Source organism: Streptomyces sp. NEAU-174 (assembly GCF_052665095.1).
In genome coordinates this window covers 70,225-95,309 of sequence record NZ_JBQTCE010000010.1, presented here as the reverse complement: position 1 = coordinate 95,309, position 25,085 = coordinate 70,225, and the positions used below count along the sequence as shown (strand labels likewise).

Genomic DNA, 25,085 nt, shown 5'->3' with positions numbered 1-25,085 from the left:
CCACTTCCGTACGGTCTGCACGGCCTGGCACGTGCAGAGTTTGATCGCGGTAGCATGACGCCATGCGTTCAGCGGATGGCGAGGATCCTCGCTCCGAACACGTGCGAGTGCCGAAAGCGGCGGAAGTCGTGGCGACGCGCCTACGGAAGAGCATCGTTCGAGGCGAGCTTGGTGATGGGGACCATCTTCCCACCGAGGCGGCGCTCCTCACGCGCTTTGGAGTCAGCAGGCCGACGCTGCGCGAAGCACTCCGCGTACTCGAAGCCGAAGCCCTCATCGAGGTGCGCCGAGGAAGCCGCGGCGGAGCGCGGGTGAAGCCGCCTGACGGAGAAATTGCCGCAAGATGTACAGCAATACTGCTGGAGTATCGACGTGCAACCCTCTCGGACGTTTTCGAGGCCGCTGCCACCATCGAATCGGCGTGTGTAAGCTCGCTGGCCAGTCACAGGACGGTGGACGATATTGCTCAACTCACGGAGGCGATAGACCGTGAGGAGGAAGTGGTCGGATTGACCGCATCGTTGAAGGCGCAGAATGAATTCCACACGCTAGTCGTCCGATTGTCGGGCAATGTCACATTGATCACCCTCTCGGAAATGGTGCGACGCGTCATCGACACAGCTACCACCAAGGTCCTTGAGCGAGAGGGAAGATCGGTCCGCCAGATAGAGGCGCGGCACAAGAGCGACCAAACGCATCGGATACTCCTCGGCTACATCAAAGATTCTGATCCCGATGCCGCCGCTCAACTTTGGTCGAGACATCTCCGCGAGACGAGCAAATATCTCCGCACGATTCTTGACACTGAAGACGTGCTGGATCTGCTCGACTGACTCCGGCCGTGTCGGGGCCGCAATGGCCGGGGCGCCCGCCGGCCTAGAGGGTGGGGAGAAGCCCGCCGTCGATGACGTGGTCGGTGCCCGTGAGGTAGCTCGCGGCCGGAGACACGAGAAACCTGACCAGCGAGGCTACGTCGTCGGCGGTTCCGAGTCGTCCCAGTGGTACAGGGAAGTTCCGCAGAAACTGATCACGTGCGGTCTCCAGGTCGGTGCCGCTCTCGTCGGCGAGGCTTTGCAGCCGGGCGCGGAGGGCTGAGGTCTCGATCACGCCGGGTGACACCAGGTTGACGCGCACATTGTGGCGGCCGACCTCGTTGGCGAGACCTTTGCTGTACGCCGCGAGCGCGGCTTTGGCTGCCGCGTACGCGAGCGCGGTCGGCTGAGGGAGCCGAGCGGCACCTGACCCTATGTGGACGATCACCCCGCCGCCCGCGGCGATCATGCCAGGCAGTACCGCCCTGTCCAGCCGAACTGCCGACATCAGGCTGCCATTGAGATCGGCCAGCCAGTCGTCGTCGGTCATCGCCAGTACACCATCAGGAACGCGAGTCTGGCTGGCCGCGTTGTCCACGAGGACATCGATTTCGCCGAGATGGGCCAGTGCATCGGCCACCAGTTGGCTCGGGCCTTGGGGAGTGAATAGGTCGGCGGCGATGAAATGACCTGCTTGGTTCCCATCGCCACGTCTCCGAGCCGATACGACGACGCGCGCTCCCGCGTCCGTCAGCTGCTCAGCGATAGCCGCGCCGATGCCCCGCGTCCCGCCGGCGATCAGTGCCCGGCGCCCGGTGAGGTCGCCCACACGCCTCTCCTCTGCTTGGCAGTCTTCGATGAAGCTCGAGCATGGCAGCGGGATCCGTACCATGCCCATTCTGCCCCCTGACCACGGAGCCGGCCATGTGTGGCCAGGCGATGATCGTGACCGCTGATTGATCTCTGGTCGCTGCGGAAGTGGGTGATCGGCCCCGTTCGCTTGGTGTGGGCCGGATCGTTTGCCGTGCTGCTGACCTGCGGTGGTGTGACGTGCTGCTGGAAGCGCCCTGTGTCGAGGCCTACGGGAAGAGTGAGCCCCGCATCACTACGAGCCGTCCTTGCACAGAAGAGTGAATCGCGGTTAGATACTGTGAACGGCGATTAGACGCACGGTGTGCCGACCCATCTCCGCAGTGGGCTGAGCATCGGTTGTGGCCAGGAGCCGCCGCCTGGAGGTGGGCCATGGGGCGCCGCAGCCGCCTTGTACATCGGAGCGTGCGTCCTGTCGACACAGTGCGTGTGAGCGGCCGCTGCTGCCGAAAAGACGAAACATGGGGTTCGGGCGCACGGTGCCCCACTACGTCATCGGCCTGGTCGCGCGCGCCCCAGCAGTACCACGTTGCTTTGACTTGGAGTGCACGATGGGCCGAGCGGTAGTTTCCAAGGGCGAGGTGCGGCCGATCCGCAGCCTTGTATACGTCGGGGCAGCGAATGAAGCCGCAGTGACACGGGCTGTCGAGGCGGACGGTGATGCCCTATTCCTCGACTTGGAGGAACCGCAGTTCCCCTATGGGCCCACGGAGCGACAACACGCGCGACAAGCCGTCGGCGAGTACCTCAACTCGCTGACGGACCGCAGCCAGAGAACTCAACATTTTGTGCGGGTGAATGCTCCGGCGACAGGGTTGACCATCGCCGACCTTGCTGCCGTGTTGACACCGTCGTTGACCGGGGTGCTCCTTCCCAAAACGTCGGGCGCCAGCGACGTACACATGCTTGACGGAATTCTGACTTGCATGGAGACAGAACGCGGACTCCCTGTCGGGAGCACTCAAGTATTCCCGCTTCTTGAGACCGCGGAAGGGGTTCGCGGCGCGTTTCAGGTCGCAGCTGCATCGCCACGTGTGACGTATATGGGCGGGATGACCTCACGATTCGGGGATATTTACCAGGCGATTAGGTACCGCTGGACACCTCGAGGTGACGAGAGTCTGTACTTGCGTTCCAAGGTATTGATGGACGCCCGGTCCGCAGGAATCCGGTACCCGGTCAGCGGCGTATGGGCCGGTTGGCCGAACGATGCCGCCGGGATCCGCACCTGGGCCGAAGCCCAGCGTGACCTTGGCTACTTCGGAATGTTCACAGATCCCGACGGTATCGGCCTGGCTCACGACGTCTTCACCCCGACAGCTGATGACATGGAGTTCTGGGCCGGTTTGATCGCCTGCGGAGAGTCAGCCAGTCGAGGTGGCGATTCCACATTTCTATGGCCTGACGGGCAGCGGGGTGGCCTGCATGCTGCGTACCTCGAGAGCGCGCGAATGAACCTCCAATGGGCACAGGAACTCGGCCTGTGACTGACTGCAAGCTCGTTTTGAGTACCAATCGTTGTGCCGGGTGGCATGCCAGCCAAGCTATGAAGGGGCGATGTACCGAATGACTGTGACCAATACGGCGTTGCTGGTGCTGGATTTTCAGCGTGCGCTTGTTTCCTCCTGTCTCGATGGAGCAACGGCGGTGGAACGGGCGACCGTAGCGATTGCTAAGGCGCACCAGGCGGGGCTGCCGGTGATCTACGGTGCCGTGCGACTGCGCCCTAACCATGCGGAAGTCAGTGATCGCAACGAGATGTTCGCGGCAGTCGCCCAGAGCGGCGCCTTCGACACCGGTGCCTCGACTGGTGAGTTCCACGACGAGATAGCGCCGGCGGACGATGACATTGTCTTCGTCAAACGACGCGTCAGTGCGTTTTCCGGCAGCGATCTCGACGTTATCCTGCGATCGCTGCGTATCGAGCGCGTCGTCCTTACGGGGTTGTTTACCAGCGGCGTCGTGCTCTCCACGCTGCGCGAGGCCGCCGATCGTGACTTCCAGGCGATTGTGCTGGCCGATGCATGCGCTGATCCGGACCCTGAGGTGCATAAGGTCCTACTCACAAAGGTATTTCCGGCTCAGGCACTGGTACAGGACGTCGATTCCTGGAATGCAGCAGCCGTCGGCTAATCGAAGAATGGATCTGTCATGACGATTCGTGAAGTAACAGACGCGGAAATTCAGAAGCTGACAACTTCGGGTATATGGCGGACCGAAAACCTGTTCCAGGTGCTCGACGAGAACGCGGCGCGCCATGGTGAGCGCCTGGCGGTCGCGGACGCACACCGGCGGCTGACCTACCGGGAGTTCGCTGAACAGACGCAGCTGCTGGCCGGATGGCTGTCCGGTCTTCGGTTGGCGCGCGGCTCGGTCGTCGCGGTCCAGACCCGGAGCTCGACGTTGATTCCGCTGATGCACTTCGCGTGTGATCGCGCCGATCTCACTTTCCTACCCCTCTCGGATGCGTGGCGTTCCCGAGAGGTCGGCCACCTCCTCAGGCAATCCCGAGCCCGGGTGTTCATCGTTCCGCCCGACACCAAGGATTTCAGCTATGCGGAAATGATATCGGAACTCCGAGGTGATCTGCCGGAGCTCGAGGTTGTCGCATCAGCGGAAGAGGGCTCCACGGGCATCAGCGTGGAGGAGATCGTCAGCCGGTCCTCCCAGTTCCGTGGATCCCCGCTCGCCTCGCCGAACGAGCCCCGTATGTGCATGGTGACATCAGGGACGTCGGGGCTGCCGAAGATCTCGCTCTACACGGATAATAATCTCTGGTATTTCCTCTCTACGTATGTGCGGACGCTCGAATCGACTGGCACCGAAGTTTTCGCGAACCTGGCGCCCGCGAACACGGGCTCCACCGGATACCTGTTCCCGGTGCTGACCCCGCTGCTCTTCGGGTCGACCTGCGTCATGTTGGAGCACTGGAACCCGATCACTGCTCTCGAACTGTTGGAACGGGAGAAGGTCAATGTCGCGGTGGCTGTGCCGACTCAGGTGATCAAATTGCTCGACGTGGCGAGAGACCGGCAGGTCGATCTATCGCCACTCCGCGCCATCACCACTGCGGGCGCCCCCCTGCCGCCAGAGGTTGCCGAGGAAGCAGAGAGGGCTCTTGGTTGCCGGATTCTGCCGATGTACGGCGCGACAGACGGTGGCGTACCAGCATTCACTACGGTGTCAGACCCTGCCGAGAAGCGTTACTCTACGGTCGGAAAGATTATCCCGCACACCCAATTCAGAATCGCAACGGCTGATGGTTCCGTGGCAGAAGGCGGTTCGGCCGGTGAAGTGCAGTGGCGCAATCCCATCAAGACGCTGGGCTATCTCAACGATGACTCGCAGACACAGGCGGCGTTCACCCCTGACGGGCTGTACCGCTCCGGGGACCTCGGAAAGCTCGATGACGAGGGATACCTTCGTATCGTAGGGCGGGCTAAGGATCTGATCATCCGGGGCGGCCAGAACGTGAGCCCGCGCGAGATCGAAGACATCGTCGTAGGTATGGAGGAAGTCGTGGAAGCGGCCGTTTTGGGCCTGTCGGACCCAGTCTATGGTGAACGGGTCTGCCTTTGCGTCGTCCCCAAAGGACCAGGACTGACACTCGAGCGAGTCGCTGCATACCTCCAGGAACGCGGTCTGCCGAAGTTCATGATTCCGGAGCATTTCATGGAGTTCAGCGAGTTTCCATTGAACTCGGGCGGTAAGGTCAGCAAGGGGGACTTGCGTACGTTGGTACTTGAACGCACTCGTTGAGGGAATTCCCCATGAGCGCGACGTGCTGTTCGTTCAACGAGAAGGAGGCTCATTGTGTCGAACTTTGCAGAGACGTACGCGGCTTTGTCCCCAAGGTTCGTAGCGGATGGCGTCTTGGAGTTGCTGTTCGACGCTCCGCACTTGAACGCTGTTACGGCGGAGATGCATGCGGACCTTGGCCGAGTTTGGCGCGACATCGAGTACGCACCGGATGTTCGTTCCGTTGTCATCCGGGGCGCAAACGGTACGTTTTCGGCCGGTGGTAGCTTCGATATCATCGAGAAAGCAATTGAGGATCCCGCCACTCGGACCAAACTGTACAGGGAGACTCGAGACATTGTTGTCTCGATGATCGAATGCTCGAAGCCGATCGTGTCGGGGATTCGTGGCACCGCAGTCGGTGCCGGCCTTGTGGTTGGGCTTCTGTCTGACATCTCGGTTGTGTCCCGAACGGCCCGTCTTGTCGATGGACATACTCGCCTGGGGATCGCCGCCGGGGACCATTCAGTGATCTCTTGGCCACTCCTGTGCGGAATGGCCAAGGCCAAGTACCTGCTTCTCATGTGCGACCCCATAACAGGGGAGGAGGCGGAACGGATCGGACTCGTTTCTCTCAGTCTTGAGGACGAGGAGGTAGACGCGCGCGCCCTGGATATCGCTACCCGGCTCGGTCGGGGGGCGCAGGACGCGATTCGCTTTACGAAGCAGGCCTTGAACTACTGGTACCGGGCCAATGGCGCAGCATTCGATTTTTCGACGATGGCCGAGATGTTCGGGCTCGGGGGCCCTGATATTCGCGAGGGGCTCGCTTCGCTTCGAGAGAAGCGTCCGCCCCGATTCGTCTCGGACACCAGCAGTGCGCAGCCCAGCTGATAACCGCCAGGGGCCGTGAGCGCTGAATTCTAGCGTGCATAAGCGTACGGCAGCCCGATGTTCCTCCGTGGACCACTCAGTATCACACCGTCCGCTTGCGCACGTGCCCCGCCGTCATCAATTTACGCAGCTAAGCCCGCTGAATCTGGCTCTGGCCCCGGCTCGGTAGAGCCGGGGCCAGAGCCAAATTGATGAAACGGGCAGTACCGACACACTGCCGGTGGGCTCATGAAAGCTAGATCTTTAAAACCCAACGTGAAACCCTCATCTGTGAAATCGAGGTTTCCCACTTTGATAGATAACCTGGATGTGAACGTGATCGCCTCGGAGCTACAGTCGAGCCTCGGTCTGTTTGTGCGGTGGTTCCGCCGGCCGTCTCAGGGAGAGCCCACGCTTCCCGAGATATCGGCCCTGTCGCGCTTGGAGCAAGTGGGGTCGGCGACGGCGAGCGATCTGGCCAGGGCGGAGCAGATCACCCCGCAGTCGATGGGCGCGACGCTCGCCGGCCTTGAAGAGCGTGGCTTCGTGGAGCGTCGGCCCCATCCCCTTGACGGCCGGCGGGTGGTGATGTCGGTGACCGGGGCCGGGCGGCTGGCGCTGCGGAACAGACGCGGCACGCGGGCCGAGCAGCTGGCGAAGGCACTCCTCGCGGGCGGGTTCACTCGTGCCGAGCTGGATACCCTGGCGGCGGCAGCGCCACTGATGAAACGGCTGGGCGAGAGCCTGTGACGCCGACACCGAGCGGAACCACGAACGCGACGAACGTGTTCTCCTGGCGTTTTGTGACACCGCTGTTCATGGGATCGGCGATCAACGCGATCAATACCTCGCTCATCGCGACCGCGCTGCTGCCGATCGCGACTGCCGTCGATGTCTCGGTGGGGCGGACCGCGGTGCTCGTGTCGGCGCTGTACCTGGCCAGCGCGATTGCCCAGCCGACGGGCGGGAAGCTGGCGGAGGAATTCGGACCCCGCCGTATCTTCACGGCCGGCCTCCTGACCGTCCTGGCGGGCGGCATTGTGGGTGGGGTGGGACAGAACCTGACCACCTTGATTGTGGCCCGGGTACTGATCGGAGTCGGGAGCTCAGCCGTCTACCCTTCGGCGATGCTGCTCATCCGTCACAAGGCGGAGGCGGCCGGCCTGGAAGCGCCGCCCGGTGGCGTGCTCGGCGGCCTGATGATCGCCGGTGCGGCGACGTCCGCGCTCGGCCTTCCGGTCGGTGGCGTGCTGGTTGACGCTTGGGGGTGGCGAACCACGTTCCTCATCAACCTCCCCTTCGCGCTCCTGGCTCTGGTCACGGCCTTCTTCTGGATTCCTTCCGACCTGCCGGTCAATGGGCCGAGAACGTTTCGGCAGGTCGCGACACGCCTCGACGTGCCGGGCATCGTGTGCTTCGGCGGGGCGTTGGCATCTTTGCTGCTATTCCTCATGCGTCTGCCGCGCCCCGACTGGATCGTTCTCGGCCTGGCCGTCATGGTCGGTGCGGGGCTCGTGTGGTGGGAGCTGAGGGCGAGCCATCCCTTCATCGATGTGCGCCTGCTGGGCACGAACCTGGCGCTGACCCGCACCTATCTGCGGTTCGCCATCTCGTCACTCTGCGTTTATACCGTGCTGTATGGCCTCACCCAGTGGCTCCAGGCAGGCCGGAGCCTGTCCTCCAAAGAGGCCGGCTTGCTCTTGTTGCCCATGAGCGCGGTCTCTGTCCTGATCGCCAGGCCCATTTCCCAACGCAACCTGGTCCGCACGCCGCTCATCATCGCGGCTGTGTCCTGCCTGGCCGCCTCGGCCGGGGTGCTCGCGCTCACCAGGAGCACCCCGATCGTCTGGATCGTGGTCATCACATTGGTCTACGGCATCATGCTGGGAACCACCCTCAGCGCCAACCAAACGGCCCTGTACACCCAGGTCACAGCCGACCAGATCGGTGCCGCGGCGGGGCTCTTCCGGACGTTTGGCTTCCTCGGCTCGATCGCTTCTTCCGCGCTGATCTCCGTTGTGTTCCACACTCACGTCGATGATCAACGCCTGCATGTGATCGCTGTGATCATGGTCATCGTCAGCGTCCTGGGACTGATCATCGTGGTCACGGACCGCACGGTTATGGCCAAGGCTCGGGTGCGACGAGAGGATCCGCCGGTCGGGCATCAACGGCAGTTCGACCGTGGCGAGGACATGCCCGCTGTGGGCGGTCGATGATGTGCCGTTCCCCCTGAGCAGGAACGCATCAACATGAGAAGTGCGGAGGGGGAGACGGTACCCTCCCGCGCCCAGTCCGGATCACTCATATTTATCCCCTTTGTCCGGTCGACGGCAGGGCGGTCCGGCTGTTGACAAGCGGGTACGGTCAGCCGCCAGGCCCAGTGCGGCAGTCGGGGCGCGCCCACCACCATGGCGTCTGGGCGGGGTTCCGGCATCGATCAGGCAATGTGACCTTCATCACTATGTCACGCGGCCTTCGCAAAGGTCTAACTAAGTGATATGAAAGCGTCCAACAGATTGCGACGGGGTGACGTTGGTCTCGAGAGGACAGCCCAAGATGGTCAAGCTGAACGCGTCAGGATCGCCCGACAACGCCGGTCGCGTTGTCGATTCACTACAGCGGTCGATCAAGCACGCTGAATCCGAGTACGTCGTACCGTTCTCGGTGCCGACAGTGATGGACACGGTGTCGAAGCCGGCCGAACTCGAGTGGTCCGACTGCCTGGCGTGGGTGGCACCCAAGTTCGATGAGTCAGGCACGTTTGCCCTGTCGGTCGCCACCAGCCTCGAGGATGTGCAGAAGCACTACGAGTGGGTCGGCGTGAGTGGGCAGCGCGAGCGATACGACATGAACGCCAGGCTCGCCACCGACTGGTGGGTGATCTGGGACACGGCCTGGATCGGCGTCTCGCCGTTCACCGGCAAGCGCGTCGAAAGCGAGGCGTTTTCCCTGCACTTCACGGATGGGCGAGGTATCAGCGCGGAGATGACCTCGATCCGGCTGCAAGCGCCGGACGGACAGACGCAGGCGCAACGCAACGAGTTGCTCACGTCTTACTTCGATGCGGTGGGAGACGGCGATGTCGACCGCGTCATGAGTCTCTTCAGTCCAACCGAGTACGCCGGTTCGGCAGTGAGGGAGTATTTCGGTGACGATCGTCCCGGGCTGGCGGCCCTGAGTGAACTGGACGAGCTGCGACACTACTATGAACGGTTTCGCAAGGCCGCGACAGTCACGGACGTCACCATCACCAATTGGTACATAAGGGACTGGTATTTCTTCGCGGAGGCCCAGTGGCAGGTCGAACTCGCCAGCGGTGAACGGGGCGGAATCACGACGGCCGAGGTCATGCTGCTCGCCTCGGATGGCGCCTTCGCGGGGCGCATGGGATGGGGTAAACCCTTCACGCCCCAGGACTAGGGGCGGCTCTCCGTGTCAAGTGCACATGACTAACGGATAGGGGCGGCACGATGCGCGCCGAACGTGCCGCGGCGGTACCCGAGTAGGTCGCTGAATCACCACCCTTTCGACGAAAGTTATGAGTCGATGAGTGCAGCCAGAAGTACCAAGTCCGACCATACGGGGCCGCTCCAATGAACGCGGTGCTTAGTGTAGCCATCCTGGGGCTGGGGCTGAGCGCGTTGTACGCGCTCGCCTCCCTGGGGATCGTCCTGATCTACCGCGGGTCAGGCGTGATCAATTTCGCGCAGGGGGCGGTCGGCCTTTGTGCGGCCTATATCTGGTTTGAACTCCACATCAACCAGGGCTGGGGCTATCCGACCGCCTTGCTCATGGCTGTGGCCGCTGCCGCGGCAGTCGGGGCGCTCATTCAGATCGGGCTGATGCGTCGGCTGAGGTCAGCGTCATCACTTGCCCGCACCATCGCCACCCTCGGGCTGTTGATCTCACTCCAGGCACTGGTGATCCTGCGCTACGGAACGAACGTCAACGTGGTGCCGAGTGCCCTGCCGACGGGGGCGTGGACGATCGGCGACGTGACCTTTCCGCAAGACCGGGTCATCTTGATCAGTATTGCGTTCGCGCTTTCCGCCGGCTTGTGGTGGATTTACCGCTTCACCGATTTCGGGCGCGCGACGAGTGCCGTGGCCGAGGATCAGACCCTCTCCGCGGCCGTCGGGGTCTCCCCCGACGTGGTGGCCACGGTGAACTGGGCGCTGGGGTGCGGCCTCGCGGCGCTGGCGGCAATCCTGGTAGCGCCCATCATCACGCTTCAAGCCAGTTCCATGACCACGCTCGTCCTGGCCGCGCTGGCCGCCGCGCTGATCGCACAGTTCCGCTCTTTCCCGGTTGCTTTCATCTCCAGCGTCGCTATGGGCGTCGGACAGACCATCCTCACGCGGTACACGACGCAACCGGGTCTTGCCGCCGCCGCTCCGTTTCTCGTCATCGTCGTGGTGATGATCGTTCGCGGTCAGGCTGTGCCGCTGCGCGATCACGTGCTTGCCCGGCTCCCTGCGGTTGGCACCGGGCGGCTACGACCGCCGCTTGTGCTGGCGGGCGTCGTCGGCACGATCGTGCTCGCCAACCTCTCGTCCGACGCGTGGATCCAGTCGTTCGGCGCCACGTTCGCTCTTTCCTTGTTCATGCTGTCCTTCGTGGTGTTGATCGGCTACGTAGGGCAGATATCGCTGGCCCAGTGGCCACTTGCCGGCTTCGGTGCCTGGGTTACCGGCCGCCTTGTCGCAAGTCAGGGTGTGCCGCTGTTGCCCGCGATCGTCATCGGTATCCTCGCGACCGTTGCGCTCGGTGTGGTCATCGCACTGCCGGCCTTGCGGGCCCGTGGAATCAAGCTGGCGATCGTGACGCTCGGGCTCGGGACCGCCCTTGAGCTCATGTTGTTCCAGAACTCGACGTACACCGGCGGGCTCAGCGGGACGGCGGTTGAGCTGGAGATCGCCGGCTGGAACTTCGACGCGGGCACCCACCCTGACCGGTACCTGTTCGTGACTTTCGGCGCCTTCGTCCTCGCCGCGATCAGTGTGACGAACATGCGACGCGGTCTGGTGGGACGGCGCATGCTGGCCGTGCGGACGAATGAGCGGGCGGCGGCCGCGCTCGGTATCGGCGTGCGGTCGGTCAAGTTGTATGGATTCGCCGTCGCCGCCGGCATCGCTGCCCTGGGCGCGATGCTGTTCTCCTTCGCCGTGGGGATCGTCGACTACACCGAGTTCTCGTCGTTCCACTCGATCCTTTACACCTGCCTGGCCTTCGTGGGTGGGATCGGGTTCATCACCGGTCCGCTACTCGGTTCGCCCCTGGCGCCCGGCACCGTCGGCACGCAGTTCGGGACAGTCGTGCTCTCCGGTCTGGCGACATATATGTCGCTCATCGGCGGCGTCGTTCTGATCCTCTCCGTACTCCTGAACCAGGACGGCATCGCGAAGGATTTGGCGACAAGCGCCCGGCAGCTCTCCAGCCGACTCGGACCGCGTCGCCAACCCAGGCAATCGGCCGTCCGACGCCGCCTGGCCGAGGATTCGGCCTATGGAGCGAGTCGGACGCGGACGCGTGTGCGGCCATCGACCCTGGCAGTCGACAGGCTCAGCGTGCGGTACGGCGATGCAGTGGTTGTCGATGACGTCAGCCTTGCTGTCAGGCCCGGTCAGGTCATCGGGCTCATCGGGCCGAACGGCGCGGGCAAGACGACGCTGCTCGACGCTGTCACCGGATTCACCCGCATCGCTTCCGGACGCGTGACGCTGAACGACGACGACATGACCCGGTGCTCACCAGTCTCCCGCGCACGCACCGGAGTCAGCCGAGCGTTCCAGTCGCTCGAGTTGTTCGAGGACCTCACGGCTCTGGAGAACATTGTCGCGGCCACCGATCCCACCAGCCGCTCGTGCTACCTGCGCGATCTCGTCCATCCGGCTCCACTCAAGTTCAGCGCCGGCGTTCTCGACGCGATTCGCGAGTTTCAGCTCGAGCAAGACCTCGACCGGCTGGCTTCCGAGCTGCCGTACGGCCGCCGGCGCCTGTTGGCCATCGCTCGAGCGGTAGCGAACGGCCCGAGTGTGCTTCTGCTGGACGAACCGGCCGCAGGTCTGTCCGGGGAGGAGACACGCGAGTTGGCAACCGTCGTCCGGCGGCTGGCTCGGGACTGGGGGATGGCCATCCTCCTCATCGAGCACGATGTCGAATTCGTTCTCGAGACCTGCGACGAACTGGTCGTGCTGAACTTCGGGCGGGTGATCAGCCGCGGTGCGCCATCGGAAGTGCGCAACGATCCGGCGGTGGTGGCCGCGTACCTGGGCGGTGAGACGAAGGTGCAATCTCCGTCGAAGGAGGTCCGGCGATGACGAACCACCGCGAGCCGCACCATTACGGTGATGAGCCGATCGTGAGCGTACGCAGCCTGCGAGCGGGATACGGCAGTGTGCCGGTTGTGCACGGCGTAGATCTCGATCTGCGGCCGGGCCAGGTCGTCGCGTTGCTGGGGCCCAACGGCGCCGGCAAGACGACCACGCTCCGTGCGATCGCCGGGCAAATACCAGCCGTAGCCGGCGACATCCTGTTCGACGGTGTACGCACCCGAGCGCCACTGCATCGACGGGTTCGTCTCGGAATGGCGTACATCCCGGAAAACCGAGCAGTCTTCCGAACGTTGAGCTGCCGGGACAACCTGAGACTGGGAAGCAGCGGCCTGTCCGCGGCGCTGGCCATGTTTCCGCAACTGGCGCAGCGTCTGGATGTCCCGGGTGGACTTCTTTCCGGTGGAGAGCAGCAGATGGTCGGCCTGGCTCGGGCGCTCAGCCGCAAGCCACGTCTGATCATCGCCGACGAACTGTCGCTCGGACTCGCCCCCCTTGTCGTCGACACACTACTGGCGGCGATCCGCTCGGCTGCCGACGAAGGCGCCGCCGTATTGCTGGTGGAGCAGCACGTCCGGAAAGCACTGAGCGTGAGCGACTTCGCCTATGTCATGAGGCGGGGAAGCATCGAACTCTCAGGTACCAGCGCCGAGTTGCTCGAGCGTGTGGATGACATCGAGCGCACGTATCTCAGTCTTGCCCTTCAGTCTGAGGCATCTTGATCGTCCACGTTCGTCGTTCCCCCTATCGATGTGCTTCGAATTCGTCCTACAAGAAAGGAGTGCGTGATGGTGATGCCTGTAAATTCCGTAGCTGAACTCGCGGGAGCGCGGAGACCCATGCCGCCTCGAGATGGTGCATTCGCGTGCAGGTCCACTCGCGTGATCATGGCGGCTTTGACGGTAGCCTCGACTCTCGTTGTTGCCGCATGCGGCAACAACGGCAAGCCGGACGCTTCCGACGCAGGCGGCGCTGGGGCGGCGAAGGGGTCGCCCATCACGATCCTGGCCACGTCGGCGGTGAACTCCAACCTCGCAAGCCTGCCACAGTTCTTCGACGTTGCTCAGGCATATGCGAAAGCGGTGAACGCCAAGGGCGGAGTCGGCGGCCATCCCTTGAGGATCACGACCTGCGACAACCAGGCCTCCCCGAACCCGACCGTGGCCTGCGCTCGGCAGGCGACGAGCGACAAAGCGGTTGCAGTTGTCGGATTCGCGATCGTGAGTCCTGCCTACTTGAAGCTATTGTCCGACGCGAAGATCCCATGGGTTCCCGGAGTCGCCAGGTCCCCCCTGGAGTTCACCGATTCGAATTCCTTCCCCGTGACAATCGGCTCCGACTTCTCGAAGGTGGGAGGCGTTGCCTTGGCGGCGAAGGCGGGATGCAAGACCGTCTCGGTCATCACGAACTCTAACTTCGTCGCGCAGGCCAAACAGCTGCGCAGGCTCGCCAAGGCCCAAGACATCACGATGAAGATCGTGACCTATCCGTCGAACGCCAGTGACGCGGCGCCGTATGTTTCGCAGCTCAAGGGCTCGGAGTGTCTGCTGATCGGAGACACGTCGGACCAGTTCACGGCACAACTCGGCGTGGCTCTCGCGCAATCGGGAGTCAAGTTCGACCAGATCATCGGCCAGCCGACACTAACCTCGGAGTTGGTCTCGAAGAACCCGTTCGTGTGGGAGGGGGCGCTCATCGCCAGTACGGTTACCGACAAAAAGGCGCCGGAGTGGTCGAAATTCGATGCTGCGGTCAAGGAGTACGTGACCACCGATCAGAGCAAGCACCCCGCTCAGCAGGCTCAGCCGACGTGGGTGTCGATGGCGGTGATCACCAACGCTCTTCGTGAGATGGTGGGACAGCACAAGAAGGTGACCGCGGCCGGCCTGCAGACCGAATTGAAGACCACGAAGGTGGCCGACAGCGACGGCACGGGTCCGATGCTGAACTTCACGCAGACTTCCCCCGTTCCAGGGTCCCCACGCTTGTTCGCGCCCGAGATCGGGATATCGGCGGTCAAGGATGGCGCCGTGGTGCCGGCATTCGATGGTCAGTACTACAATATTCAGCCGTTTCTCATGGGGCAGAAAAACACCAACATGTTCTTTAGGCCGGGGTCTTGATGCAGGCATTCGTTCTGGAGGGATTCGACGGGCCGGACGCACTTCGCCTCACGGCTACGGATGAGCCCGTTCCGGATAAAGGCGGCGTGATTGTGCAGGTCAGAGCTATCGGCGTCAACTTTCCAGATCTGCTCACAACGCGAGGAAAGCTACCGAATCCGCCCGAGCTGCCGACCATTCCTGGTCGTGAGATTTCCGGGATCGTCAAACAGGCTCCCCACGGCAGCGTCTGGAAGCCTGGTGAACGAGTTGCGGGATATGTCGATCACGGAGGTTACGCAGAGGAAGTCGTGGTGCCGCATGATCGCATCATGGCGCTCCCTGCCAGTGCCGACTTCGCCGCCGGGGCAGCGCTGGTCATCAACTATCAGACCGCGTATTTCGCGCTCACCGTGCGCGGGCGACTCACCAGTGGTGAAACGGTGTTGGTACTGGGAGCGAGCGGAGGCATTGGTACCGCTGCGGTCCAGCTGGCGCGGGCCTTGGGAGCCCGCGTCATCGCGGGCGTGGCGAACGACGAACAGGCCGCGACGGCGGTCTCGGCTGGTGCCGACGATGTGGTCTTGCTGACCTCAGGGTTTGCCTCCCGGGTCCGCGCGATGGCGGGCGACGGTGTCGATGTCGTCGTGGACCCATTGGGCGGAGACCTGTCCATCGAAGCACTGCGATGCCTCGCTCCTGAAGGGAGGCACTTGGTAGTCGGCTTCGCCGTCGGCAAGGTGCCCGAACTGCCCACCAATCGGCTATTGACGCGCAACGTGGAAGTCGTCGGTGTTTCCTGGACGGGGCCGACGCGCCGCCCCGGGCCTGCCTTCGGCGAGGTGGGACGCGTCCTGGCCGATATGTATGACCGGAACCTGCTGCGGCCCCACATCGGTGAGCGATACGCGCTGAAGGAACTGCCCCTCGCCCTTGCCCGGCTGGAGCAGGGCGTGGTCCGGGGCAAGGCAGTGATCGAAGTCAGCGGCTGAGCGACAGGGACGGTCCCTGCCAGGGAGGGACGGGGAAGGAGGCCGGGACCCACGGCGCCGCTCGATGGACGATCCGCCATGGTCAGGGGAGCCAACAGTGGTCCGGGCTGCACGCAGGCGCTCGCCCCCGCGGGGCGAGCGCCTGCGGCCAAGATTGAACAGGGCTTGCAGGAACTCGATCAGCGGCGAGTCGCGCCAGACCTTCCGATAGCCCCTGCGGCAGCTACGCACCCCGTAACTTCAAGGCACTACCTGAAGTCCACTCGCGCAGCCGCACGGCACCGCGCCGCGATGCGTCCGTCGGCACGGCGGACTTGACCGTGAACATGAGTGACGCTGACGCCACCATGAACAATGCGTGCTTCGGAGACGATAGGTCGACCGTCGACAGGAATGGGCCGCAGGTAATCGATCGAGAAGTGCATGTAGCGCTCGCGGCGACCTGGACCGCCCGCCCGCCGGATCACCTCGGCGATGGATCGTTCGGCCAAGAAGGCGACCGCGCCACCATGAAGATTTCCCCAGCCGTTCGACCATGCCGGAGGCACCGTGTGCGTCAGCCGGACACCGTCACCGGATGCGGATACCTCAGGCTCGGATGGAGCCGCCGACTCACTCTGTGAGGTCGCGTTTCGCTCGTCACTCCTCGACCCCCACCCGGTGTCGCGGACTGAATCGACCATGAGGCCGTGCAGCGAGGCGGTGCAGAGGAGACGTCCGTCCTCGCCACTCATCTCACCCGTGGCGAAGATCGTGTCGTTATCCGTCAGCCGGCCAGTCCCGACAGCCTTGAGCGATCGGGTCGAGCCAGGCCGCGTGGGGAAGTCGATGGACAGGGACACCGTCACCGCACCGCGGTGAACAGTCGCCGTCGATGCCGCTGCCAGTCCCAGAGTCGAATCGGCGAGGAGGGCCATCGCACCCGCCGCGGGCCGTCCCTCGGGATCCAGCATCGCGGCAGGTAGTGACATGCGCTGCTCAATATGTCCGCGGGACGCTTGTACCCAGCGCAAACCGGCGCTTTGGCGCCACGCTACCGGTTCGGCGTCCTCCAGCCACTGGCCCAGCGCCGGGTCGACGCCGTCAGGAGGGCTGGGAGCTGAGGCGAGTTGGGACGCGTCGTCGGGGTTCGGTCGAGAAGCCGCCATGTCAGGAACGATGTCCGAGCAGGTAGTCGGCGATCATCTCGCGGTGAATCTCATTCGCGCCCTCGACCAGTTGAAAGACCTTCGCGTCGCGATAGATCCTTCCGACGCGCGTCTCGCTCGAGGTACCGGCCGCGCCGTGAATCTGGACGGCCTCCGTCGCGACCCGCTGCAACACGTCACTCGCGTACTGCTTCGCCATGGAAAGGGCGACACGGGAGCGATCTCCGGTGTCCAGACGAGCCGCAGCCGTCCTCGTCAGCAGCCTGGCGGTGAGCACGCCCTCGGCCATGTCGGTGACCTTGCTCTTCGTCATCTGGAACTCGGAGACGGGCGTATCGAAAACCACCCTCTGCGACGCGTAACTCATGGCGTCACCGAGGGCGCTGTGGGCCTGCCCGACCGCACGGGCGGCAACGGACAGCCGACCGGACTCCACCGCGGACATCGCCACGGCGAAGCCCTCACCCTCTTTGCCAAGGAGGTGGGCCGACGACAGCCTCACCTCGTCGAGGAAGAGATCACCCGTGCAGATGGACCTGAACCCCAGCTTGTTCTTGTACGGCTGGGTCGCGACCCCCGGAGCGTCGAGCGGCACGATGAAGGCGCTGATCCCGCTGCGCCCGAGTGATCGATCCCGGGTGGCGAAGGTGAGCACGAAGTCGGCGTGGTCAAGGTTCGATATCCAGGCCTTCGCGCCTTTGATGACGAACTCGCCGCCTTCTGGTCGGTAGGCAGTCGTCATGCCGGCGACATCGCTGCCCGAGCGGGGTTCGGTAACGCCGCCGGCGCCGAAGATTCTGCCCTCGGCCAATGGGCGCAACCAGGTGTCGTGTTGTTCGGGGGTGCCGTACCGCAGGATCCCGGCACCGACCAGACCGGACGCCATGCTCATGTATACAGCGGCGATGTGATCGACCTTCGCCATCTCTTCGATGATGATCGCGTAGGTCACATAGTCGAGACCAAGACCTCCCAGTTCAGTGGGTACGCACCCGCCGAAGAGGCCGACCTCTGCCATCTTGTCGAGGAGGGATCTGGGGAATTTCTCGTTGCGGTCCGCATCGGCCACGACCGGAGCGACCTCGCGCTCGGCGAACGTGCGAACGAGGTGGCGGAAATCCTCCTGCGCCTCGGACATCGGCAACAGATCATCGAGCAATGTGACACCAGCCGACCCCGTAGTCGGTCGCCCTTCGCACGCTGTCATGCCGTCTCTCCTTCGGTTCTGGCTGATTGCCCCGCAACTAGGGCAATGGGGACTCGGGGAGAAAGAAGTCAAGGTCGAGGTCTTCTTCGCGATCGCTCAAGCGGTACCCCGACAGGTCGGTGATGCCCTCACTGACCAGCACTTCTTCATCGGTGAAAAGGTTGCCGGTGCAGGTAAGGCTGTCGCGAGTGAGGATCGCGTAAGCGGCATCGGCCATGATCTGCGGCGTGCGGGAACGCTGGGTCGCGGCCGTGCCTCCGAGGAGGTTGTGAACAGCGGCGGTCGCGATGGTGGTTCGAGGCCACAGTGAGTTGGCGGCGACCCCCTGGTTCGCCAGTTCGGCGGACAGCCCCAACGTGCACAGGCTCATGCCGTACTTGGACAGGGTGTAGGCCAGGTGGGCACCGGCCCAGCGGGGGTCCAGGTTGAGCGGCGGGGACAGGGTGAGGATATGGGGGTTGGCAGCCTTCTCGAGATATGGCAGGGCCGCTCTGGACAGCGCGAACGTGCCGCGGGTGTTGATGTCCTGCATCAGGTCGTAGCGCTTCATCGAGATCCTCGATGTCGGCGAAAGGTCGATCGCGGACGCGTTGTTGATCACTGCGTCGATGCCGCCGAACGCTTCGACGGTCTTGGCTATCGCACCCTCGACGTCCGCGTCCACCCGAACGTCCCCGACGATCGGCAGAGCGCGGCCGCCGGCCGCCTCGACCTCTTCGGCCGCGGTGAACACGGTGCCATCGAGCTTCGGGTGGGGCTCGGCGGTCTTGGCCAAGAGCGCGAGGTTCGCGCCGTCCTGGGCGGCGCGCAGTGCGATCGCCAGCCCAATCCCTCGGCTCCCGCCGGACACCAGGACCGTCTTACCGGCCAGTGATGACTTCGTCACGATGTCTCTCCTCGATTATTCCGGCGCGCGGAAGACCGGTGGCCGGTTCTTGCTGCGGGCGTCCAGCGCCTCGGCGAAGTCAGCTCCTGCGAAGGAGTTGTCCATCAACTGCAGGGTGTTGGCCAACGCCGCCTTCCAGGTGCGGTCCAGATCTCCGTACACCTGGGACTTGATGGCGGCGAGTGAAGACGGTGCGCAATGCGTCACCAGGTCCTTCGCATGTGCCAGCGCCGCGGTCAGCACCTCGCCGGGCTCCGTGACGTGATGCACCAGCCCAATCCGAGCGGCCTCGTCGGCATCGAGGGTCCGGCCGGACAGCAGCAGGTCCAGTGCCCACGGGGTGCCGATGAGGCGAGGAAGGAGCCAGGACAGGCCGTACTCGGCGACCAGTCCCATACGGGGGAAGGTGGTGCTGATCCGCGCATCACGGGCGGCGTACCGGATGTCGCTGCCGAGCATGTAAGCGAAGCCGATTCCGGCGACCGGGCCGTTCACGGCGGCGACAACGGGCTTGGTCAGACGGAGCGCGAGATCGGGCAGGTCCTGTTCCGCCGGCACGAATGACCGTATCGCCTCCGCACCCTCGTTCAGCACTCCCAGGTCTGCCCCCGAGCAGAAGCCTCGGCCGGCGCCGGTGACGACGATCGCCCCCACTTGCGGATCCGCGTCGAGGGTGCGCAGCAAGCGGGCGTACGACGTGGCCATGTCCAGCGTGACCGCGTTGAGCGCGTGTGGTCGGTTCAGTGTGATGACCGCGATGGCGTGCTCACGGTGCACCAGCACGACTTCGTCCGACGGCTCTCGGGCGGGGCGGTTACTTCCCATGAGACTCTTCCTCCTGGTGCATAACGGATAGGGGTGCCGGACGCCGGGACGAGGTGGCCCCTCGGGCCAGACGTCAGAAGTGGTGCCGCGACACGCTTTCTGCGACGCAGGCGGGCCTGTCGGCGCCTTCGACCTCGATCGTCGTCCGCCACACCACCTGTGCGGCGCCACCCTCGAGGGTTTCCGCACTCAGGAGCTCGGAGCGCCCGCGTACCCGCGAGCCGACGCGTACCGGGGTGATGAACCGCACCTTGTTCAAGCCGTAGTTGATGCCCATACGGGCTCCGGATATCCGGTAGTTCTGCGAAGCGAGGGCGGGGATGAGGGATAGCGTCAGGTATCCGTGCGCGATGGTTGCACCGAACGGGCCGCTCTCGGCACGGCTGACATCGGTATGGATCCACTGGTGGTCGCCCGTGGCATCGGCGAACCGGTTGATGCGCTCCTGGTCGATCAGCAACCAGTCGCTGACTCCCAGCTCACTTCCACTGGCCGAGAGGAGATCCTCGGCGGACTCGAACACCAGCATCCAGGGCACCTCCGGCCAGGACGACCGCCCGGTCGGCGACCTCCAGCATACAGTTAACTAATATAGCTGTATCACAACCTCGCGCAGTCTTCCATCGAGTGCGGCTCGATGTAAGATTGTATTTATCTACCTCTTTATTTACGCTGGCTCCACATGGACACAGCGATCGCGCGGAGGGCTCGTATGAGAGTGAACGGCAGTGCCCCCGACCCCGGAGGCCGGTACTCCGCGCACGGTCCGCTCGTCGGCGTCCGGGTCGTTGAGATGGCCGGGCTCGGCCCTGTGCCCATGGCCGCCTTGCTCCTCGCCGAGATGGGTGCCGACGTGGTGCGTGTGGACCGGCCACAGCCTCCGGCCTTCGCCGACATGCTGAACCGCGGCAGGCGATCGGTCACGATCGATCTGAAGCGGCAGGAAGGGACCGAGTTGGTCCTGCGTCTTGCGGAGCGTGCGGACATCCTGATCGAGGGCTTCCGGCCCGGAGTGATGGAACGACTCGGCCTGGGGCCCGAACAGGTCCACACCCGCAACACCGGGCTGGTGTACGGACGGATGACAGGCTGGGGTCAGACCGGTCCCCGGGCGGCCCGAGCCGGCCACGACATCAACTACATCGCCCTGACTGGCGCGCTATCGGCGATCGGCCGACCCGGCGGACCGCCTCAGGTGCCGCTCAATCTTGTGGGCGACTTCGGGGGCGGAGCCCTCTATCTCGTGGCTGGGATATTGGCCGCACTGCATCACGCCCGCGCCACCGGCGAAGGGCAGGTCGTGGACGCGGCCATCGTTGACGGGGTCACCCACCTCGCCGCGATGATCTGGGCCGAGCGTCGCTACCGCGGCTGGACGGACGAGCGCGGCACAAACCTCCTGGACAGCGGGGCACCTTTCTACGACGTCTACCGGACCTCCGACGGTGAGTGGTTCTCCGTCGGAGCCATTGAGCCGGAGTTCTACGCACAGCTGGCACGGCTTCTGGGACTGCCCGAGTGGGCCAGTCGGCAGGATGACCGTGAGCACTGGCCAGACATGCGTGAGGCGTTCGCCCGCGCCTTCGCCGCGCGCACCCGAGCGGAGTGGGAGGAGATCTTCACCGACAGCGACGCCTGTGCCGCCCCCGTCCTGTCCTGGGCCGAGGCCGTCGAAGATCCTCATATGCGGGCGCGTGGCACCCATCTGAGACTCGACGACGGCGATGTGCCCGCCCCCGCACCCCGCTTCTCCTGCACGCCTTCCCGAGTCGCCCGGCCTGGCGGAACGACCGACGACAGCAGTCGGGCGGTGCTCGAGGACTGGGGGATCCACAAGCCCAGCAGATGACCACCAGCGGTGCAGTCGGGCAGGTGAATCGCGCCGGGCAAACCCGCCTCACCGCGGACCGGCTGGACTGACACCGGTCTGCTCCGTGGCGCCAGACCCCTCGGTCGCCCCCCCCATACATCCATTCCCCTTTCAAGGAGGCATCGTGCCCGTCGATAGGCTGCTGCCGCACAATGACGCCGCGGACCTGTTGCAGCTCGCACGCGAGATCGCCGCCAAGGAGCTCGCGCCGAGGGCCGCACAGGCCGAAGCGGACCACGCGTTTCCCCGTGACGTCTTCCGTATGCTGGGTGCTTCCGGGCTACTGGGTCTGCCCTACCCCGAGAAATTCGGCGGTGGTGGACTGCCGTACGAGACCTACCTACAGGTCCTGGAGGAGATCGCGGCGGCTTGGATGTCCGTCGGTGTCGGGATGAGCGTCCATGTGATGTCGGCCTATCCTCTCTTCGCATTCGGCACGGACGAGCAGCGCGAACGATGGCTGCCCGGCATGCTGGGCGGCGATACCTTGGGTGCCTTCTCGCTATCCGAATCGGAAGCCGGCTCCGACATCGCCGCGATGACCACCCGGGCAACCCGGACGGCCGACGGCTGGACCCTGTCCGGCAGGAAGGCGTGGGTCACCCACGGCGGCAGGGCCGACTACTACACGTTGATGGCCCGCACGTCCGACGACGGAGCGCACGGCATCTCGGTGTTCCTCGTGCCGGCTGACGCTCCCGGCCTGGCCGCCGATGCCCCCGAGCGGAAGATGGGGCTGACCGGGTCGGTGACCGCCCAGGTGTCCCTCGCCCGCGTCGCCGTGGCCCATGATCGCCTCATCGGCGACGAAGGACGCGGGGTGCCGATCGCGCTCAGTGCTTTGGACTCCGGTCGGCTTGGCATCGCGGCCTGTGCCACCGGCCTGGCCCAGGCCGCGTTGGACAGCGCGGTGGCCTACGCACGGGAGCGTACCCAGTTCGGCCGACGCATCATCGATCACCAAGGGCTGTCGTTCCTGCTGGCCGACATGGAGGCCGCCGTCGTGTCAGCGCGGGCCACGTATCTGGATGCAGCGCGACGCCGCGACCGCGGCATGCCCTTCACACAGCATGCGGCGGTGGCCAAGCTCGTGGCGACCGACGTGGCGATGAGGGTCACCACGGACGCTGTCCAAGTGCTCGGGGGTGCCGGCTACACCCGTGATTTCCCAGTCGAGCGCTTCATGCGCGAGGCCAAGGTCACCCAGATATTCGAAGGAACCAACCAGATCCAGCGATTGGTCATCGGCCGTGCGCTCGCCACCTTGTGACCGAGCCATCGGCCCGGAGCGGCGTATGCCCCAACTGGTAAACTAGTTTTACTAGACTAACGCTTGCGATGCGCGACAGCCGAGGAGTCCGATGAATCAGGCAGCCCGGGCCGCCAAGGACGACGTGCACTCGGCCGAAGTGGGCCGTTCGCACGTGGGTCGCCAGGTACGGGTGCCCAAGACCGCCGAACTGATCGCCCGATCCCTGCGGCGCCAGATCATCCGCGGCGAGCTCGCACCGGATGACGCGCTGCCCTCGGAGTCATCCCTCATGGAACAGTTCGGCGTCTCCCGGCCGACACTGCGTGAGGCGTACCGGGTCCTGGAGTCCGAAGGACTGATCACGGTGCGGCGCGGTGCTCGTGGCGGCGCGAGGGTCAGTGCGCCCGACGCGGATGTCGCGGCCCGATACGCCGGGCTCATCCTGGAATACCGCGATGCCACGCTGGCGGACGTCTACCGAGCCGCCTCCATCGTTGAACCTCCATGCGCCCAGATAGTCGCGGACAAGCACTCCGAAACGGACATCGCCAGACTGCGCAAGGCCCTCACGGCCGAGGAGAAAGTCCTCGATGCTCCGGTCGCTCTGGTCGATGCCCAGGAGGCGTTCCACTCCCTCGTTGTAGAACTGAGCGGAAACCAGACCATTATCCTGCTCAGCGGCATGCTGCGCCACATCATCAAGAAGGCCAACAGTTCGTACATCGCCGCGGACCCCGAATCGGCCGTCCGTCGTACCGCCTCGCGAAAGGGGCACCGTACGCACGCCAAACTGCTCACCCTCATCGAGGACGGCAATGGCGAGGAGGCCGAGAAGCTGTGGTCGCGCCACCTCACCGCGGCCGACGACGCCGTCAACGCCGCGGGCGCCAAGACGGTGCTGGACCTTCTGGGCTGACCACAGAACCGATCCCGGACATGGCTCTTGCCTGGACTTCAGTAGTCGTGTAATAATCTAACTAATATACGCTGACATGCTGCGACACGAAGAGCGTCGAGCATCGTCATGCTGCTGGCCGGGACGGGCAACTCTGACCGGGTGTCGTCCGCTTCCGGAACATGGCGCCGGGCCAGCGCTTGAGAACTTTCCGGGCTGTGTCCTCTCGCCGACTGGTGGGTGCGGGCACTGGGTCCGGAAAGCGCGGATGGGCCGGTGCGCGAGGCCGTTGTCACTCATCACGTACTGACCGGTTACAAGTCGACCGCTTCCGCTGGACGCTGCGAGTACATCCACACTCGGCCTGCGGTGGCCAGGACACAGATGCGCGGCGGACCTGAGGGTGGAGGTCCAAGAGCCTGGGGGCGGTTCGAATTGGGAGGATGATGGTGATAGTCGATGGGAGCCCCGACAGGGCCGAACCTGTGGCCATACTGGAGCGCCGGGGCGAGATCGCCCTGATCACCTTTAACCGGCCCCGGGCGTTCAACGTCGTCAACGCCCCCCTGGCACGTGCCGTCGGCGACGCCTTGAAAGAATTCGTCGCTGATCCCGAGCTGAGGGTAGCCGTGGTCACCGGAGCCGGGCGGGCCTTCTGCGCGGGGTTGGACCTCAAGGGGGCGGCTACCAAACGCTCGGCTTCCGTGCACGAGCATGAAGTCTTGACGCTGGCAGGCGCCATCAACTACTTCGGCAACAAGCCGATCATCGCCGCTGTCAACGGCTTCGCGCTCGGCGATGGCATCGCGATCGTTCTCGCTTGCGACTTCGTGATCGCAGACGAGAACGCCCAGTTCTTCGGCCTCCGCCGGGTTTCGCATGAGCTGTTGGACGCCCTTGATGGCACACTGCTGGCGCCCCACCAGGTGCACAAGAAGATCGTTTTGAACATGATGCTCGCCAGCGAGAGCCTCGACGCCGTCACCGCCGCCCGGTGGGGCGTGGTCGACCGGATCGCAACGGCCGGCAAAGCCGTTGCCATGGCTCTGAAGCTTGCGGAAACCATCGCTGCCAATGCCCCACTGCCCATACAGGCAAGCAGGCGAATCCTCGGCCGTAGCGATCTGCCCGACTCTCCTCGGGAACCTGCTGTCTGAAAGATCAGAAATAACAAGTTGGTGGCCTCAACGAGGATGTGCAAGAAGCCACGGGTGCTTTGGCCGAGCGGGGCACCGCGCAGCGGTAAAGCCGTTGAGTACCTCAGCGGCCATAACAACTGC

The 25,085-nt window shown here is 64.4% G+C and carries 22 protein-coding genes; 16 read left to right on the top strand and 6 right to left on the bottom strand.

Annotation, left to right across the window (positions count from 1 at the left end):
- Window positions 1–62 precede the first annotated feature (62 nt).
- A complete protein-coding gene (locus tag ACT2CW_RS27515; protein WP_138911563.1) occupies window positions 63–833 on the top strand; it encodes a FadR/GntR family transcriptional regulator in 771 nt (256 codons plus the stop codon).
- Window positions 834–876: 43 nt separating this feature from the next.
- Here ACT2CW_RS27515 and ACT2CW_RS27510 read toward each other — a convergent pair whose 3' ends face one another.
- Window positions 877–1,641, bottom strand: coding sequence for an oxidoreductase (locus ACT2CW_RS27510; RefSeq protein ID WP_240812574.1), 765 nt, complete (start codon window positions 1,639–1,641; stop codon window positions 877–879).
- Window positions 1,642–2,233: 592 nt separating this feature from the next.
- Between ACT2CW_RS27510 and ACT2CW_RS27505 the strand changes: the two genes are divergently transcribed.
- From ACT2CW_RS27505 to ACT2CW_RS27455, 11 genes are all read left to right on the top strand, one after another.
- Window positions 2,234–3,169, top strand: coding sequence for an HpcH/HpaI aldolase/citrate lyase family protein (locus ACT2CW_RS27505; protein WP_171072367.1), 936 nt, complete (start codon window positions 2,234–2,236; stop codon window positions 3,167–3,169).
- A gap of 79 nt (window positions 3,170–3,248) precedes the next feature.
- On the top strand, window positions 3,249–3,815 hold the full coding sequence (locus ACT2CW_RS27500) for a cysteine hydrolase family protein (RefSeq protein ID WP_166482861.1): 567 nt from the start codon (window positions 3,249–3,251) through the stop codon (window positions 3,813–3,815).
- 18 nt (window positions 3,816–3,833) lie between these two features.
- On the top strand, window positions 3,834–5,441 hold the full coding sequence (locus ACT2CW_RS27495; RefSeq protein ID WP_138911565.1) for a class I adenylate-forming enzyme family protein: 1,608 nt from the start codon (window positions 3,834–3,836) through the stop codon (window positions 5,439–5,441).
- 54 nt (window positions 5,442–5,495) lie between these two features.
- On the top strand, window positions 5,496–6,314 hold the full coding sequence (locus ACT2CW_RS27490) for an enoyl-CoA hydratase/isomerase family protein (RefSeq protein ID WP_138911566.1): 819 nt from the start codon (window positions 5,496–5,498) through the stop codon (window positions 6,312–6,314).
- Between the two features lie 309 nt (window positions 6,315–6,623).
- Window positions 6,624–7,043 carry a MarR family winged helix-turn-helix transcriptional regulator gene (locus ACT2CW_RS27485; RefSeq protein ID WP_346768625.1) on the top strand — a complete coding sequence of 140 codons (420 nt, stop codon included), beginning with the start codon at window positions 6,624–6,626 and terminating at the stop codon, window positions 7,041–7,043.
- Window positions 7,040–8,512, top strand: coding sequence for an MFS transporter (locus ACT2CW_RS27480; protein ID WP_240812576.1), 1,473 nt, complete (start codon window positions 7,040–7,042; stop codon window positions 8,510–8,512). Before ACT2CW_RS27485 ends, ACT2CW_RS27480 begins: the two co-directional genes overlap by 4 nt.
- Before the next feature lie 340 nt (window positions 8,513–8,852).
- Window positions 8,853–9,716 (top strand): hypothetical protein, encoded by an 864-nt coding sequence (locus tag ACT2CW_RS27475; protein ID WP_037959107.1) that lies wholly within the window; start codon window positions 8,853–8,855, stop codon window positions 9,714–9,716.
- Between the two features lie 173 nt (window positions 9,717–9,889).
- On the top strand, window positions 9,890–12,616 hold the full coding sequence (locus tag ACT2CW_RS27470) for a branched-chain amino acid ABC transporter permease/ATP-binding protein (protein ID WP_138911568.1): 2,727 nt from the start codon (window positions 9,890–9,892) through the stop codon (window positions 12,614–12,616).
- Window positions 12,613–13,350: an ABC transporter ATP-binding protein gene (locus ACT2CW_RS27465; protein WP_138911569.1), complete on the top strand. Its 738-nt coding sequence runs from the start codon at window positions 12,613–12,615 to the stop codon at window positions 13,348–13,350. Before ACT2CW_RS27470 ends, ACT2CW_RS27465 begins: the two co-directional genes overlap by 4 nt.
- Before the next feature lie 165 nt (window positions 13,351–13,515).
- A complete protein-coding gene (locus tag ACT2CW_RS27460) occupies window positions 13,516–14,751 on the top strand; it encodes an ABC transporter substrate-binding protein (RefSeq protein ID WP_240812854.1) in 1,236 nt (411 codons plus the stop codon).
- Window positions 14,751–15,722, top strand: a complete 972-nt coding sequence (locus ACT2CW_RS27455) for an NADPH:quinone oxidoreductase family protein (protein WP_037959101.1) — start codon at window positions 14,751–14,753, stop codon at window positions 15,720–15,722. The genes ACT2CW_RS27460 and ACT2CW_RS27455 overlap by 1 nt, the downstream gene beginning before the upstream one ends.
- Window positions 15,723–15,970: 248 nt before the next feature.
- On the opposite strand, the gene ACT2CW_RS27450 is transcribed toward ACT2CW_RS27455, so the two are convergent.
- The 5 genes from ACT2CW_RS27450 to ACT2CW_RS27430 all read right to left on the bottom strand — a co-directional run bounded on the left by ACT2CW_RS27450 (window position 15,971) and on the right by ACT2CW_RS27430 (window position 20,317).
- Window positions 15,971–16,870: a PaaI family thioesterase gene (locus ACT2CW_RS27450; protein WP_138911572.1), complete on the bottom strand. Its 900-nt coding sequence runs from the start codon at window positions 16,868–16,870 to the stop codon at window positions 15,971–15,973.
- 1 nt (window position 16,871) lies between these two features.
- On the bottom strand, window positions 16,872–18,008 hold the full coding sequence (locus tag ACT2CW_RS27445; protein ID WP_171072369.1) for an acyl-CoA dehydrogenase family protein: 1,137 nt from the start codon (window positions 18,006–18,008) through the stop codon (window positions 16,872–16,874).
- A 106-nt stretch (window positions 18,009–18,114) separates the two neighbouring features.
- Entirely contained in the window at window positions 18,115–18,963 is an 849-nt protein-coding gene (locus tag ACT2CW_RS27440; protein WP_138911574.1) for an SDR family oxidoreductase, read from the bottom strand.
- Window positions 18,964–18,978: 15 nt separating this feature from the next.
- A complete protein-coding gene (locus ACT2CW_RS27435) occupies window positions 18,979–19,788 on the bottom strand; it encodes an enoyl-CoA hydratase-related protein (RefSeq protein ID WP_138911575.1) in 810 nt (269 codons plus the stop codon).
- A gap of 73 nt (window positions 19,789–19,861) precedes the next feature.
- Window positions 19,862–20,317 (bottom strand): MaoC family dehydratase, encoded by a 456-nt coding sequence (locus ACT2CW_RS27430; RefSeq protein WP_138911576.1) that lies wholly within the window; start codon window positions 20,315–20,317, stop codon window positions 19,862–19,864.
- Window positions 20,318–20,500: 183 nt separating this feature from the next.
- Here ACT2CW_RS27430 and ACT2CW_RS27425 point away from each other — a divergent pair, with 183 nt between their 5' ends.
- The 4 genes from ACT2CW_RS27425 (at window position 20,501) to ACT2CW_RS27410 (ending at window position 24,962) form a co-directional block, all read left to right on the top strand.
- A complete protein-coding gene (locus ACT2CW_RS27425; protein WP_138913544.1) occupies window positions 20,501–21,637 on the top strand; it encodes a CaiB/BaiF CoA transferase family protein in 1,137 nt (378 codons plus the stop codon).
- A gap of 145 nt (window positions 21,638–21,782) precedes the next feature.
- Window positions 21,783–22,928, top strand: a complete 1,146-nt coding sequence (locus tag ACT2CW_RS27420; RefSeq protein WP_138911577.1) for an acyl-CoA dehydrogenase family protein — start codon at window positions 21,783–21,785, stop codon at window positions 22,926–22,928.
- Between the two features lie 91 nt (window positions 22,929–23,019).
- Window positions 23,020–23,826, top strand: coding sequence for a FadR/GntR family transcriptional regulator (locus ACT2CW_RS27415; protein ID WP_138911578.1), 807 nt, complete (start codon window positions 23,020–23,022; stop codon window positions 23,824–23,826).
- A gap of 464 nt (window positions 23,827–24,290) precedes the next feature.
- The gene (locus ACT2CW_RS27410) at window positions 24,291–24,962 is read left to right on the top strand and encodes an enoyl-CoA hydratase-related protein (RefSeq protein ID WP_171072370.1); all 672 of its coding nucleotides are present in this window, start codon (window positions 24,291–24,293) and stop codon (window positions 24,960–24,962) included.
- Window positions 24,963–25,085: the final 123 nt, after the last annotated feature.